At 63.0% G+C, this 13926-nt stretch carries 16 protein-coding genes; 3 read left to right on the forward strand and 13 right to left on the reverse strand.

Features of this window, described 5'->3' with window-relative positions:
• Positions 1-26: 26 nt before the first annotated feature.
• The 6 genes from FN060_RS09780 to FN060_RS09805 form a co-directional block, all read right to left on the reverse strand.
• The gene (locus FN060_RS09780) at positions 27-1055 is read right to left on the reverse strand and encodes an ABC transporter ATP-binding protein (RefSeq protein ID WP_142587870.1); all 1029 of its coding nucleotides are present in this window, start codon (positions 1053-1055) and stop codon (positions 27-29) included.
• A complete protein-coding gene (locus FN060_RS09785) occupies positions 1043-2737 on the reverse strand; it encodes an ABC transporter permease (RefSeq protein WP_142587871.1) in 1695 nt (564 codons plus the stop codon). Before FN060_RS09785 ends, FN060_RS09780 begins: the two co-directional genes overlap by 13 nt.
• 14 nt (positions 2738-2751) lie before the next feature.
• Entirely contained in the window at positions 2752-3735 is a 984-nt protein-coding gene (locus FN060_RS09790) for an ABC transporter substrate-binding protein (RefSeq protein ID WP_142587872.1), read from the reverse strand.
• 127 nt (positions 3736-3862) lie between these two features.
• Positions 3863-5089 carry an aminotransferase-like domain-containing protein gene (locus FN060_RS09795; RefSeq protein WP_142587873.1) on the reverse strand — a complete coding sequence of 409 codons (1227 nt, stop codon included), beginning with the start codon at positions 5087-5089 and terminating at the stop codon, positions 3863-3865.
• 200 nt (positions 5090-5289) lie between these two features.
• Positions 5290-6309, reverse strand: a complete 1020-nt coding sequence (gene ilvC, locus FN060_RS09800) for a ketol-acid reductoisomerase (RefSeq protein ID WP_142587874.1) — start codon at positions 6307-6309, stop codon at positions 5290-5292.
• 41 nt (positions 6310-6350) lie between these two features.
• A complete protein-coding gene (locus tag FN060_RS09805) occupies positions 6351-6989 on the reverse strand; it encodes a TetR/AcrR family transcriptional regulator (protein ID WP_142587875.1) in 639 nt (212 codons plus the stop codon).
• A 152-nt stretch (positions 6990-7141) separates the two neighbouring features.
• Here FN060_RS09805 and FN060_RS09810 point away from each other — a divergent pair, with 152 nt between their 5' ends.
• Positions 7142-7522, forward strand: a complete 381-nt coding sequence (locus FN060_RS09810) for a DUF4087 domain-containing protein (protein WP_142587876.1) — start codon at positions 7142-7144, stop codon at positions 7520-7522.
• A gap of 42 nt (positions 7523-7564) precedes the next feature.
• On the opposite strand, the gene FN060_RS09815 is transcribed toward FN060_RS09810, so the two are convergent.
• Positions 7565-8029: an Lrp/AsnC family transcriptional regulator gene (locus tag FN060_RS09815; RefSeq protein WP_142587877.1), complete on the reverse strand. Its 465-nt coding sequence runs from the start codon at positions 8027-8029 to the stop codon at positions 7565-7567.
• 151 nt (positions 8030-8180) lie between these two features.
• Between FN060_RS09815 and FN060_RS09820 the strand changes: the two genes are divergently transcribed.
• Entirely contained in the window at positions 8181-8897 is a 717-nt protein-coding gene (locus tag FN060_RS09820) for an aspartate/glutamate racemase family protein (RefSeq protein WP_077546565.1), read from the forward strand.
• 1 nt (position 8898) lies between these two features.
• Here the strand turns inward: FN060_RS09820 and FN060_RS09825 are convergent, their stop codons facing one another.
• Positions 8899-9651: a pyridoxine 5'-phosphate synthase gene (locus FN060_RS09825; RefSeq protein ID WP_077546566.1), complete on the reverse strand. Its 753-nt coding sequence runs from the start codon at positions 9649-9651 to the stop codon at positions 8899-8901.
• Positions 9652-9917: 266 nt separating this feature from the next.
• Here FN060_RS09825 and FN060_RS09830 point away from each other — a divergent pair, with 266 nt between their 5' ends.
• Entirely contained in the window at positions 9918-10424 is a 507-nt protein-coding gene (locus tag FN060_RS09830; RefSeq protein ID WP_077546567.1) for a DUF4405 domain-containing protein, read from the forward strand.
• Positions 10425-10448: 24 nt separating this feature from the next.
• On the opposite strand, the gene FN060_RS09835 is transcribed toward FN060_RS09830, so the two are convergent.
• The 5 genes from FN060_RS09835 to FN060_RS09855 all read right to left on the reverse strand — a co-directional run bounded on the left by FN060_RS09835 (position 10449) and on the right by FN060_RS09855 (position 13902).
• Complete coding sequence (locus tag FN060_RS09835; RefSeq protein ID WP_077546568.1) at positions 10449-11573, reverse strand: ATP-dependent DNA helicase; 1125 nt, start codon at positions 11571-11573, stop codon at positions 10449-10451.
• A 62-nt stretch (positions 11574-11635) separates the two neighbouring features.
• Positions 11636-12010 carry a nitrile hydratase accessory protein gene (locus FN060_RS09840; protein WP_142587878.1) on the reverse strand — a complete coding sequence of 125 codons (375 nt, stop codon included), beginning with the start codon at positions 12008-12010 and terminating at the stop codon, positions 11636-11638.
• Positions 11997-12656, reverse strand: coding sequence for a nitrile hydratase subunit beta (gene nthB, locus FN060_RS09845; protein WP_142587879.1), 660 nt, complete (start codon positions 12654-12656; stop codon positions 11997-11999). The genes FN060_RS09840 and nthB overlap by 14 nt, the downstream gene beginning before the upstream one ends.
• Positions 12653-13297, reverse strand: coding sequence for a nitrile hydratase subunit alpha (gene nthA, locus FN060_RS09850; protein WP_142587880.1), 645 nt, complete (start codon positions 13295-13297; stop codon positions 12653-12655). The genes nthB and nthA overlap by 4 nt, the downstream gene beginning before the upstream one ends.
• Before the next feature lie 11 nt (positions 13298-13308).
• Positions 13309-13902, reverse strand: a complete 594-nt coding sequence (locus FN060_RS09855; protein WP_142587881.1) for a LysE family translocator — start codon at positions 13900-13902, stop codon at positions 13309-13311.
• Positions 13903-13926: the final 24 nt, after the last annotated feature.

The raw sequence follows: 13926 nt of genomic DNA on the forward strand, positions 1-13926 counted from the left end.
GCTGTTATGCCCGCCGGCACCCGGAGTTACAACCGCCACCCGGACTGAAGCACCACCCGGACGGTTTCCCCCTGTCGCAACGGGTGTCTCGAGAATGCGCGCAGTGACTGCCCGCCTGCGATCTTCAGCCGCAGCGCGTAGCGCTCGCCCTCGAAGAAGGCAGAGGTGACCTCTGCTTCGATCCCCGCCGCATCAAGCACCACGTCCTGCGGCCGCACCAGAACATCGAACTGGGGATTGTTCCCGTCACAGCCGAGGATCGCTTCCCGCAGATGCAGCCATTCCAGTCTCCGGCTTGACTCCGGATTGAAGCGGACCGACAGGATCGACCCCTGCCCCACCAGTCCGCCAACCACACGGCCTTCCGGACGTGCATAGATCTCCTCCGGCGGCGCGACCTGCAACAGCCGCCCCTCGGACATGACCGCGACGTCGGTCGCCAGTGCCATGGCCTCGCTCTGGTCGTGGGTGACGTAGATCATCGTCGCGCCGGACCGCGCGTGAAACTCCCGGAAGGTTTCCTCCATCTCCTGTCGCAGGTGCCGGTCAAGATTGGCGAGCGGCTCGTCGAGCAGAACCACATCCGGTTCGGTGACGAGGCAGCGGGCCAGAGCCACGCGTTGCCTTTGCCCACCTGAAAGGGCCGCCGGCCGCCGATCCGCAAAGGCCTCCAGCCGCACTGCCGACAGCGCCTCACGCACCTTCTGCCGCGCCCTTTCCTTCGCCACGCGCCTCACCTTCAGCGGATAGCCGACATTCTCCGCCACCGTCATGTGCGGCCAGAGAGCATAGGATTGGAACACCATGGCCATGTTGCGTCGCTCGGGCGGCAGCATGGTTGCGGCGTCGGCAAGCAGACGCTCGCCAAGCAGGATGGAACCATCGGTCGGCTGCTCGAATCCGGCAATCATCCGCAGCACCGTCGTCTTGCCGCAACCGGAAGGACCCAGCAATGCCAGGAAGCGGCCCTGCTGGACGGTCAGCGAAAGATCCCGCACCGCCGGGGCAGCATTTGCGAAGCGCTTCTCGAGGCTGTTGAGGATCAGCGGCGCCATGGCAGGGCTCCAACGGGCAGACGGCGCGCCATCAGTTCAAGAAAGAGCATGAGGACAACCACCAGAAGGACGACCAGCACCGAGAGCGCTGCAGCAAGATTGAAGCTGCCGCTGTCGTCGAGATTGTAGATAGCGACGCCGAGGGTTTGCGTCCCCGCCGACCACAGCAGCGCCGATATGGTCAGTTCGTTGCAGGCGATCAGGAAGACCAGGATCACCGATGAACCTGCCGCCGGCGCGATCATAGGCACTATCACATCACGCATTCGCCTGGAAAAGCCGGCGCCGGCAAGGCGAGCTGCCTCTTCCAGCGACGGGTCGAGCTGCAGGTAGGCGCTGACGACCGGCTTGAGGCTGACCGCGAGGAAGCTGGAAAGATAGGCGATGAGGATGATCCAGACAGTTCCGTAGATTGAGAGGCCAAGAACAGGCAACGGAGCAGCGAAGAGCAGGATGAAGGCAACCGCCAGCACGATGCCCGGCAGGGCATAGGGTATCTCGGCGAGCGCGCCAACCAGGCCCGCCAGCCGGCTCCTTGTCTGAACGATATAGTAGCCGAGCAGTACGGAGATCAGCAGCAGCCCAAGTGCGCTCGCGAGTGCCAGCGTCAGGGAATTCGCAAAGGCAGCCTGCGTCACCGACTGCCGCAGCAGCACCTCCTCGTAAGCGTGCAGCGTCGCCGTTTCCACCGTCAGCGGCACGCCGTAGGCCGGCGCGAGCGAGCTTGCCAGGAGTGCCAGGAACGGCAGGACGAGGATGACATAGGTCAGAGCCCAGAGAAGCACTTCCACCGCCAGGCGATGGCGGCCGAGAGTGAAGAGTGCAGCTTGCCCGGAGTGCCCGATGGTGCGAAAATCGCGTCCCCGCAAGACGCGGGCCTCCACCGACAGCCCAGCGAGTGCAAGGAGCGTGATCAGAGCGGAGATGATGGAGATATCGGAAAAGGTCGTCGGCCCGAAGCTCGCAAACTTCGAATAGATCAGCGTCGGCAGCGTATAGATCGAGGCAGGAATGCCGAGGATTGCCGGGATTCCGAAATTGCCGATGCCGGAGACGAATGCGATTGCCGCACCGGCGACGAGCCCGGGCGTAGCGAGCGGCAGGACGATGTCGATCAGCACGCGCCAGGAGGAGGCCCCCGAAAGCCGTGCCGCCTCGACGCCCTCCTTGGGCAACGCGAGCAGGCCGGCCCGCATGGCCAGGTAGACGAGCGGCGCGTGCTGGACACCGTACAGGAGCGCGATCCCGCCGATCGAATAGAGCGGTTGCGGGCTGCCGAGCGGCGGCGCCATTCCGACCGCCTTGAGTAGCGTGCTCGATGGCCCCGTCAGCCCGATCCAGGAGAGCGCCGTCACCTGCGGCGGGATCATCATCGGCAGCATGAACAGGAAGCCTAGGGCATTCCTGCCCCGGACGTCGAACAGCGTCAGCAGGACGGCAAAGCTTCCGCCGAGGATGGCCGCCGCCACCATCCCGAGGAAGGATGTGGTCAACGTGTTGAGCGTGGCATCCCAAAGCGCCGGGTCGGCAAGCAACCGCCCCGCATCGCCCTTCAGTGTGGAGGCGATGCCGGTCACGGCAAGCCGGGCAAGCGGCAGAACGCTGAGGACAACGATGACTATGGCGACAAAAGGAAACAGCCAGCGCGGCTGGCTGTTTCTGGAATAAGCCGAGGATGGCATTGCAGGTGACGCAATCAGCCGGCGGTGTCGAAGATATCGGAGAAGGACTTGAGATCCTGTTCAGAGTTCTTCAGGGCATCTGCGGCATTGAGCGGCAGAACCTTGATCTCCTCGCGCGGCGGGAAGCCGGCCGGAACGCCCAGACCGCTGTGGGCAGGGATATAGCCGAGGTCAAGCTGCACCTTCTGGCCCTCGTCCGAGAGGATGTAGTCGATGAACTTCCTGGCAGCTTCCTCATGTATCGTGGAGGACAGGATTGCGACCGGCTCGGTCACGGCCGAAACGCCCTCTTCCGGGAACACGAATTCGACCGGCGCACCCTTCGCCTTCTCGCGGATCGGCAGGTAGTCGACGACCATGCCATAGGCCTTTTCGCCCGAGGCGACCGACTTCAGCACGGCGCCGTTGCCGCCGGCGGCGATGGCACCATTGTCCTTGAGCTGCCGGTAGTAGTCCCAGCCCAGGCCGTTGACGCCCGTCAGCGTCTGGGCGTGGATGAGGGCCGCACCCGACGTCAGCGGGCTTGGCATGGCAACGAGGCCCTTGGCTTCCGGCTTGGCAAGGTCCTTCCAGCTTGCCGGCTGCATGCCCGCCTGGGTATTGTACATGATGCCGGTGGTGATCAGCTTCGTGGAGTAGTAGTGACCGTCGGCGTCGTAGAGGGACGCATCCAGGTTCTTTGCCTCCGGCGACTTGTAGGCAAGCAACTGCCCTGCCTGCTTCATCCGCTCGAGCGTCACGGTATCGGCGATCAGCAGGACGTCGGCGATCGGATTTCCGGCCTCGATCTCGGCCATGAGCTTCGCCATGATCTTCGGTGTGCCGTCGCGAACCCATTCGACCTCGAGACCGGGATTGGCGGCCTTGAAACCGTCGACAGTGGCCTGCGCGTCCTCGTTCGGCTGGCTCGTATAGATCACGAGATCCGCGGCCTCGACAGCGCCCGCAAGCAGGGCTGTGACTGCAAGAGTGGAGATTGCTGAGACGATCTTGTTCATGGGGTATCCTTCCTGGTGGGATGCCCCGCTAGATCACAGCCGTCTAACAGTCATGTGACAGCGCGCCGTCCTGCTGTGGACGGCGGAAGGCGCCCGCGAACCCGGGCGCCTTCCAATGTCGGACACATCACGCCGCTTCGGCGACTGCCATGCTGATCAGGCGACCGAGGCGCTGGATGCCCTCCTCGATCATCGCTTCGCTTGCGCAGGAGAAGGAGAGCCGCAGGGTATTGTTGTTCGAACCATCCGCGTAGAAAGCCTTGCCCGGAACGAAAGCAACCTTCTCCGTCTGGATCGACCGAGCCAGAAGCTCAGCGCCGTCCATGCCTTCCGGAAGTCGCACCCAGACGAACATGCCGCCCTCGGGTTTCGTCCAGGTGGCACCGGCGGGCATGTACTTGTCGAGCGCAGCAAGCATCACGTCACGGCGGGCGCTGTAGGCCTTCTTGATCTTGGCCACCTGCTCCGGGAATATGCGTTCCGCGACATGGGCGATGGCGATCTGGTTGATCGTCGAGGAGTGCAGGTCGGCGGCCTGCTTCATCAGCACCAGCTTGCGGATGACCGGCATCGCAGCGACGACGAATCCCACCCGAAGCCCCGGGGCGAGCGTCTTGGAGAAGCTGCCGCTGTAGATCGTCCGCGTGTTCTCGATTCCGCCATTGCGGGCGATGTCGAGCGCCATGATCGGCGGCACGGGCTCGCCATCGTAGCGCAGGTTCTGGTAGGCGGCATCCTCGATGATCGCGACATCCAGTTCGTCCGCCAGTTCCAGCAGCTTCTCGCGACCTGCGCGATCCACCGTCTCCCCCGTCGGATTGGAGAAGTCGGACGAGAGGTATGCGAACTTGACCGCGCCGCCTGCCTTCGCAGCAGCCTCGCGATAGCCGTCCGGCGTGCGGTTGCCGTTCAGCGACAGCTGGTCGTAGGTCGGCTCATAGGCGTTGAAGGCCTGCAGCGCGCCCAGATAGGTCGGCCAGGTGACGAGCGCCGTATCCTTCGGCGACAGGAAGAGCTTGCCGAGGTAGTCCAGCGCCTGCTGCGAGCCGGAGGTGATGAAGACATTGTCGACGCTGCACGGGATGCCGATCTTCGCCATCTCCTTGACCAGCCATTCGCGCAGCGGCTTGTAACCTTCGCTGACCGAGTACTGCAGCGCAGCGTTTACCTGAGGACCGGAGAAGATGTCGGCATAGGCCTGCTTGAACGCTTCGTCCGGGAACAGCGCCGGGTCCGGAATGCCACCTGCGAACGAAATGATGTCCGGCTGCTCCAGGAGCTTCAGCAGCTCACGGATTTCGGATGCGCGCATCCTGGAAGAACGCGTGGCGAAGATATGTTCCCAATCAAGCACCGGATGTTTCCTCATGTTTCAATTTTGTTTGCGCCAGCTTTACATAAGTTACGATAGGTAAGCAATACTGACCTATCGTAACTTATGTAACTTTGTCTCGATCGAGCAAGGCATGGAACGCGCATGCAACCCGGACGAGGCAAAAGCGTACGCCGCGTCTTCAGCATGAAAACGCGGCGTCAGCTTGATCGAGGTGATTATTAGTTGACCGACTTGTCGACCAGCTTGTTCTTGCCGATCCACGGCATCATGCCGCGCAGCTTTTCGCCGACTTCTTCGATCTGGTGGCCGTCGTTCATGCGGCGGATGCCCTTGAAGCGTGCCATGCCAGAACGGTACTCCTGCATCCACTCGGAGGTGAACTTGCCCGTCTGAATGTCCTTCAGGACGCGCTTCATCTCGGCCTTCGTTTCTTCCGTGATGATGCGCGGACCGGTGACGTACTCGCCCCACTCGGCCGTGTTGGAGATCGAGTAGTTCATGTTGGCGATGCCGCCTTCGTAGATCAGATCGACGATGAGCTTCACTTCGTGGAGGCATTCGAAATAGGCCATCTCCGGAGCGTAGCCAGCTTCCACCAGCGTTTCGAAGCCGGCGCGGATGAGCTCGACCAGACCGCCGCAAAGGACGACCTGCTCGCCGAACAGATCGGTTTCGCATTCTTCCTTGAAGTTGGTCTCGATGATGCCCGAGCGGCCGCCGCCGACGCCGCAGGCGTAGGAGAGCGCGAGTTCAAGTGCGTTGCCGGAGGCGTTCTGGTGAACAGCAACGAGGCACGGCACGCCGCCGCCCTTCTGGTATTCGCCGCGAACGGTGTGGCCCGGGCCCTTCGGGGCAATCATCACGACGTCGACCGATGCCTTCGGCTCGATCAGGCCGAAATGGACGTTGAGCCCGTGGGCGAAGGCGATCGCGGCGCCGTCACGAATATTGCCAGCGATGTCGTTCTTGTAGATGTCCGCCTGAAGTTCGTCCGGCGTTGCCATCATCATCAGGTCAGCCCAGCCAGCTGCTTCGGCAACCGTCATCACCTTGAAGCCGTCGGCCTCGGCCTTCTTGGCCGTGGGGGAACCTGCCTTCAGGGCAATCGCCACGTTCTGGGCACCCGAGTCCTTTAGGTTCAGCGCATGTGCGCGACCCTGGGAACCGTAGCCGATAATGGCGACCTTCTTCGACTTGATGAGGTTGAGATCGGCATCGCGATCGTAATAGACGCGCATCGTATATGTCCTTCCCTATGCGTGTTCGTTGTTGATGGTGCTTATCGTCCCGAGGAGAAGCGCACCGCCTCCCCCGATTCCTGGCGCGCGCCGTGAAGCGTCAGGAAGGCATCCACCGCCCTCCGCGCCTGGCGCGCATTGTCCTTGAGCCCCGGCTCGCCGAGCAGCATGCGAACATGCAGGTCGGAGACGACGAGGCCGTAAAGCGTATGATAGGCGGCGTCCGCCTCGTCGAAGCGCAGAAGGCCGGCGCGCTTTCCCGCATCCATGAGGGCGATGGCGCGACGGTCGATCTGCCGACGCCCGTGCTCCAGAAGAAGCTTGCCGAGCTTCGAGCCGTCCCGACCCGACTGGCCGACTGCCAGGCGGTTCAGCGCCAGCGAGATGTCCCCCGACAGAACCTCCAGCAGGTCGCGCGCGAAGGTTTCCAGATGCTCCCGGAGATTCTCGGGCGTCAGCTTCTCCTTGCCGCGCTCGAAGGTCCGCACCTTGCTCGCCTGGTGAGCGATCATCGCAGCAAGCAGGCCGTCGCGGTCTCCAAACCACTTGTAGAGGCTTTCCTTCGAGCAGTTCGCGGCCCTTGCCAGACCGGACGTCGTCAACGCCCTGTCGCCACCCTCCACAAGCAGGCGCAACGCCTGTTCCAGAACCTCGTTCTGGCGGGGTGTAAATTCAGGCATCCGGCCGGCATCGGCGATCACAACATCTGCTCCAACAAACTGGTACCGTACGGTACGGTTCTTGTTAGCCTTATGCGGAAGTCTGCATTGCTCGTCAAGGGGATTCATTGCATCAATGGCTGACCATATGAGCTGCGGCGGAGACCGGAACGATGAAGCCGACATTCAACAGAACAGCCCTCCTCGCGGTTGCTGCCTGCCTGCTCCTCCCGTCCCTGGCGCTGGCCGCGGAGATGCGGTGCGGCTGGCTCGACAACCCGACGCCGCGCAACTGGTGGCTGGAAGATAGCGAGAAGACCTGGACCCTCATGACGCAGGACCCCGACCGCCCGGATGGGCCGGAGGGGATGGAACTGGTTCCGGACCTGACAGAAGGAGAGTTTGTAGAGGTCAATGGCCCGTCCTACGGCTATGCCTGCGTCTGCATGTCCGTAGAGACCGATGGCGACGAACGGATCACGAAGATCCTGTCTGTCAGGCAACTCCAAATTGCCCAGTGCAACAACGACAAGGCGCTCGCATCCAGAAACTGACGGCAAGCGCGAACCGTTGCGGCAAACCATCAGCTTCTATGGCTAGCGGGCGTAGTCCACGGGTAAGGCCTCGCCGCTCTTCAGCACCTCCATAGAGATGAAGGCGGAGACGTCGAACAGTTCGATCCGCTTGACCAGCCGCCGGTAGACTACGTCGTAATGCTCCACCCGGGGCAACACGACCTTGAGGATGTAGTCGTAGCTGCCCGTCAGCCGATGCGCCTCGACAATCTCGCCGATGTCGCTGATCGCCTTGCGGAAAGTCTCGATCCAGTCGTCGGAATGGTGCGCGGTCTTGATCAGTGCGAAGACAGTCGTCGGCACGCCGATGCGCTCCCGATCAAGCACCGCAATCCTGCCTCGGATATATCCCGCCTCCTCGAGCTTTTGGATGCGCCGCGAACACGCCGACGGCGAAAGCGCCACCTGCTCCGCCACCTCCGCCACCGGCATCCCGGCATTCTCTTGCAGAAGATCCAGAATCTTCCGGTCGCGCTGATCCAGCATCGGTAACTCTCCTTCATATGCACCCAACATGCATCGTATCGGACATTTGCGCAACGAACGTGCGCTGGCAAACATAAGCATGCTGAAGATTGCACGCCTCGGGACACAGATGCGCTCTAACTTCTCGACAACGTCCAGAAGGGGAACAGCAATGAAAAGCATCGGTTTGATCGGCGGTATGAGCTTCGAGAGCACGGCAGTCTATTATCGCCTGATCAACGAGACGGTGCGCGCCCGCCGTGGCGGGCTGGCGTCCGCCGATATCCTGCTCCACTCCGTGAACTTCGCGGAGATCGTCGAGATGCAGAAGGCCGGTCGCTGGAATCTTGCGACCAAGGTGCTGGCGGATAGTGCCAGGCGGCTTGAGGCGGCGGGTGCATCCTGCGTGCTGATCTGCACCAACACCATGCACCTCATCGCGGATGAGGTCGCGGGTGCCGTCCGCATCCCGCTCATCCACATCATCGATGAGACCGCGGCGGCGCTGCGCGCCCAGGGGCTGAGGCGCCCCCTCCTGCTCGCAACCCGATACACGATGGAGCACGGTTTCTATACCGACCGGATGAAGACGCTGGGCATCGACGTGATGGTCCCGGACTCCGAAGACCGGACTGCCATGCACGACATCATCTTCAGCGAACTGTGCGCCGGATCAGTGAGGGACGACTCGCGCGACCGTGCCTTGGCCATGATCGGGAAAGCGAAGGCCGCCGGTGCCGACAGCGTCATCCTCGGCTGTACGGAAATCTGCCTTCTGCTGGATCCGGAGACCCTGCCTCTGCCCTGCATCGATTCGACGACCGTTCATGCCCGCGCCGCCGTGGACTTCGCGTTCTCCCCCGAGATGGCTGCCGACGCGGCGGAATAGGTCAGACGGTCTGGCCGCAGGCGCGGCGGAATCGGCGCACCGTTTCCGCCATCCCGAATTCCAGTGCATCGGCCGTCAGGCCATGGCCGATGGAAACCTCTGCCAGATGGGGAATGCGCCGGACCAGCGGTGGCAGGTTCGCGACCGTGAGGTCGTGGCCGGCATTGACGCTGAGCCCTTCGGCCTTCGCGGTATCGGCCGTCTGCCCGAGCTTCTCGATGATCGCCGCTGCACGTTCCGGAGCGTCGTAGCAGCCACCATAGGGCCCGGTGTAGAGCTCGATTCGATCCGCCCCCGTCGCCTTCGCGAGCCGCACCGCTTCCACGTCACCGTCGCCATCGGCAAACAGCGACACGCGAATTCCCTTCGCCTTCAGCCGCGCCACGATCGGCTTCAGCATCTCGCCGTCGCGGCGGAAGTCAAAGCCGTGGTCGGACGTCGCCTGGCTCGGATCGTCCGGCACCAGCGTCACCTGCTCCGGTTCCGTCCGCTCGCAGAGCGTCAGGAATTCCTCGCTCGGATATCCCTCGATGTTGAACTCGGCCTCAGGGAACTCGTCGTCGATCAGCGCCCGGATGACCGGCAGGTCGGAGAAGCGGATATGCCGCTGGTCCGGCCGAGGATGCACCGTCAACCCGCTTGCGCCGGCCTGCAGCGCAATGCGTCCTAGATGCTCCAGGCTCGGCCATGGCAGGTCGCGCCGGTTGCGCAGCATGGCGATGGCATTGATGTTGACCGAGAGCGTGGTCGGCATGGCTCTGCTTCCGATTGGGACGATGTTCCCGTGGTTTATGCCAGCCGCGGCACGAATGCCAACGAGTTTAGCGCATGCACCCATCTTCGATTTTGATGATGCCGCCTTGCCTCTTCCCGGCAGCAGCTGCGACAGAACATCGCGAAGCTGGGTATGACACCCTTGCTGAATACCAAACGTCAATTCTAACAGGGATTTAACCTGACAGGTCGGTGGCGCAGCAGTAGCCAGACACTGGTCCTTCCAACCAATGAATGAGTATCATCATGCACTCGCTCCTCTCCCGCTACGCTACGCCCCTCGTCACCGGGCTCTTCGTCGTCTCGCTCGTCTCGGGCATTGCCCTCTTCTTCCATTTCCAGAGCGGCGCCTTCCATTCGATGCACGAGTGGCTGAGCATGGTGCTCATCCTCCCCTTCATCCTGCATATCTGGAAAAATTGGCGCCCGTTCCAGAACTACTTCAAACGCCTGCCAATGGCGCTCGCCATCGGCGTGTCCATCGCCGCATCCATCCCTTTCGCCTGGCCCGCATTGACCTCGACCGGCCCCTCCACCGGCAACCCTGCCGTTGCCATGGCGGGCGTCATCACCGGAAGCCCTGCTGCCGAGGTCGCACCTCTGTTCGACCAGACGGAAGAGGCATTCCTGGCACTGCTGAGTGAGGGAGGTTTCCCCGTTTCGGATGCGCGCAAGACGCTGCGCGAGATCGCAGCCGAGTCGGGCAAGACGGACCGCGACGTCGTTGCACTCCTTGCCTCGATGCGGAAGTGATCGGTAGAGCGGAGCGCTCGCCTCTCATTTGACGATGGTGATCGTCTCCGCCGCGCGGGTGATGGCAGTGTAGAGCCAGCGCTCGCGCGTGTCGCGAAAGGCCCAGCTCTCGTCGAACAACACGACGTTGTTCCACTGCGAGCCCTGCGCCTTGTGGACGGTTAATGCATAGCCGTAATCGAACTCGTCGTAGCGCTTGCGCGTCGACCAGGGAATTTCCTCTTCGCTCTCGAAGGCAGCCTTCAGGAGCTTTATCTTCGCAGCACCGCGATCCATGTCGTCGTCTTCGGGGCGGATCATCAGGTTGATGCCGGGCTTGACGGTCTCGCGGGATGAGCTCATTACCTGCCAGAGCGAGCCGTTCAAGAGCCCCTTCACCTGGTCGTTGCGCAGGCAGACGAGCTTGTCGCCCGACTGCGGGTAGCCGGTGCTGAACCCCTTCAACTCGCGGAGCCGCTGGTTGTAGCGCTTGCGTGTCTTGTTCGTGCCGACCAGCACCTGGTCCGCCTCCAGCACCAGAGCCTGGTTCACCTCGTTTCGCGAAATCACCTGGGCGGTGCCGTAGTCGCCATACATGATCTCCTTGCCCTCGCGCACGTTCATGGCGAGCTGGATGATCGGGTTGTCGCGGGCCTGGCGGTGGATCTCGGTCAGCAGGTAATCCGGTTCCTGCTCGGTGAAGAAACCGCCTCCGGAAACGGGCGGCAGTTGTCCGGGGTCGCCGAGGACCAGGATCGGTGTCCCGAAGCTCAGGAGATCCCGGCCAAGCTGCTCGTCCACCATGGAGCACTCATCGATGACGATCAGCGCTGCCTTCGCGACCGGACTCTGGCGGTTGATGGAAAACATTGGCGAGATCGAGGTCTTGCCGGTCTCCTCGTCGGAGACCTCCTCCTCGCCGCGCGGCCGGTAGATCAGCGAATGGATCGTCTTGGCGTTCTTGGCGCCGCGTGAACGCAGCACCTGCGCTGCCTTGCCGGTGAAGGCGGCGAAAAGGACCTCGCCGTCGACATGCTCGGCGAAATGCTTGGCCAGCGTTGTCTTGCCGGTACCGGCATAGCCGAATAGCCGGAAAACCTCCTGGCGGCCATCCTTGAGCCAGCGCGAAACGGCCTTCAGGGCCTCGTCCTGTTGCGGGGCGAATTGCATGGCTGCGACATGGCAGGATTCTGGACGCTACCGCAACCGAAAAGAACGAAAGCAGATCAAGACTAACTAGATAACGGATCGTTGGCGAGCGCGATCGGTTCGCCGTGAGGTGTCGCCTCCGCCGCGCGCTGCCAGCTTTTCTGAAGCCCGAGTATAGCTTCGGCATCCGCGATGCCCTTGCCCACCAGCAGGCCCGTCAGCGCCTCCACCCAGCAATCGAAATAATCGCTGCCGTCTGCGGCTCGTCCGGGCTTGTGAACCTCCGCCGACAGCGAATCCGCCCATTCACCCCAAGAGAAAAGCCCCCTCTCGTGAAGGTGCACGGTGATCGCGAAGGCCTCGGCTGCCCAAGGCTCCGGAAACACCGGATCGCCCTCTTCAGACCGCGGTAGGCCCTCCGTCTGGGCAAGTCGCGATCTTGCTTCACACGCGCTCAAGATAGCTCTCCCATGCGTCGATCGAAACCGTCAGCGTCGGATCGGCGCCCTCGCCCCAGATTTCGCCGCCATCGAACACGACGGTGTAGACCCATTGCGGGTTTTCGCCGTGCCCGTGCGCATTGTCGTCGGCAAAGACGAAGGAGCCCTGCACCGCCTCCACCACGCCGGTCTTCTCCCGTGCATAGCGGGGCAAGCGCGTGTGCGTCACGGGATTGAAGTTACGCGTGCGCACCCGGTCGCCAACCGCAAATCGTGGCTCGGTGTCCACGGGTCGATCACACGGACCCCCCCGCGCGAGAACGCCCGGCACCATGTCCGCCGTCAGCACCCGCTTCGGCTTTGCCGGCTCCTGCAGCTTGTGCCCGGCGCTGATCTCCTCGTCGCTGGCAAACCCGTGCCGCTCCAGCAGTGTCTCCAGCGCCCGAATCCAGATTTCATAGTAGCTCGCGCCCAGGTACTGGGCCGGCGGAATGTTTTCCCGGGCATGTCGGCTCTCATCCAGCGTCCAGGCGCCGAATGCGCCGCAGGAGAGCGTGATTCCCAGCGCCAGCTTCTCCCACTCCGCGTGGAAGACCGGCTCGTTCTGCTCCGGAGCAACCGGGCCAAACCCCATCTGGCCGCCGAGGTCGTGAGGCCCGTTCATCGCAGCTGCTCCGGCGCAAGCGCCAGGCCGGTGCCGATCATTGCGTTGCGCGTCACGAGATCCGCCAGCGCCTCCTCATCCAGATCCTGCGTGCCATCCGGACGCATCGGCACCACGAGATAGCGGAGCTCGGCCGTCGAATCCCAGACGCGGATCTTCGTGTCGTCAGGCAGCGTCACGCCGAATTCGGCCAGCACGCCGCGCGGATCGATCACCGCCCGCGAGCGGTAGGCTGGCGCCTTGTACCAGACGGGGGGCAGGCCGAGCACGGCCCACGGGTAGCAGGAGCAGAGCGTGCAGACGACAAGGTTGTGAGTCTCGGGCGTGTTGAAGACCGCCCGCATGTGTTCCCCCTGGCGGCCGGTAAATCCGAGACTGGCGATCGCGGCCGTGGCATCGCGTCGGAGCCAGTCGGCGAAGTCCGGATCGCTCCACGCCTTCGCAACCACGCGCGCGCCGTTGCGCGGGCCCACCTTCGTCTCGTAGGTCTCGACGATCGCATCGATGGCCGCGGGATCGATCAGACCCTTTTCCGTAAGCACCGTCTCGAGAGCCTTCACACGAGCCTGCATGTCCGAATAGCGGTTGTCGTGGTGGTGATGATCGTCATCGTCGTGATGGTGATGGTCGTGGTGATCCATCGTCCCCTCCTCTACCTGAGCATCGGCCAGAGACTGATGACGAGCAGCACAGCCATGGTAATGTTGAACCACTTGAGCCGCACCGGCACCGACAGCCAGTCACGCAGCGCCGAGCCGAATCCGGCCCAGGTCGAGACGCTTGGCAAGTTGACCAGCGCAAAGGCTACTCCGACCAGCAAAACCGTCGGCACGTAGGCGGCCGGGTCGGTATAGGTGGCCATGGCCGTCACCGCCATCACCCAGGCTTTCGGGTTGACCCACTGGAACGCGGCGGCCCCGAGGAAGCTCATCGGCTGCGCCCCCGCCTCACCCTCAGAAAGACTGCGTGACGTGCCGATCTTCCACGCAATCCAAACGAGGTAGGCGCCACCGGCGAACTTCAGCAGCGTGTAGACAAGCGGGACGCTCTGCATCAGCGCACCGAGCCCCAGCCCCACCCCGATCAGCAGCGACAGGAAGCCTGCGCCTATCCCCAGCATGTGCGGGATCGTGCGGCGGAACCCGAAGTTCACGCCGGAAGCAAACAGCATCATGTTGTTGGGGCCGGGCGTGATCGAGGTCGTAAAGGCAAACAGGACCAAGGCCAGAAACGTCTCCAGCGGCATGTCTTCTCCAGGCGCCAATGCGTT

Origin of the sequence: Pseudorhizobium halotolerans (genome assembly GCF_902153235.2) — a bacterium.
Lineage (GTDB): Bacteria > Pseudomonadota > Alphaproteobacteria > Rhizobiales > Rhizobiaceae > Neorhizobium > Neorhizobium flavum.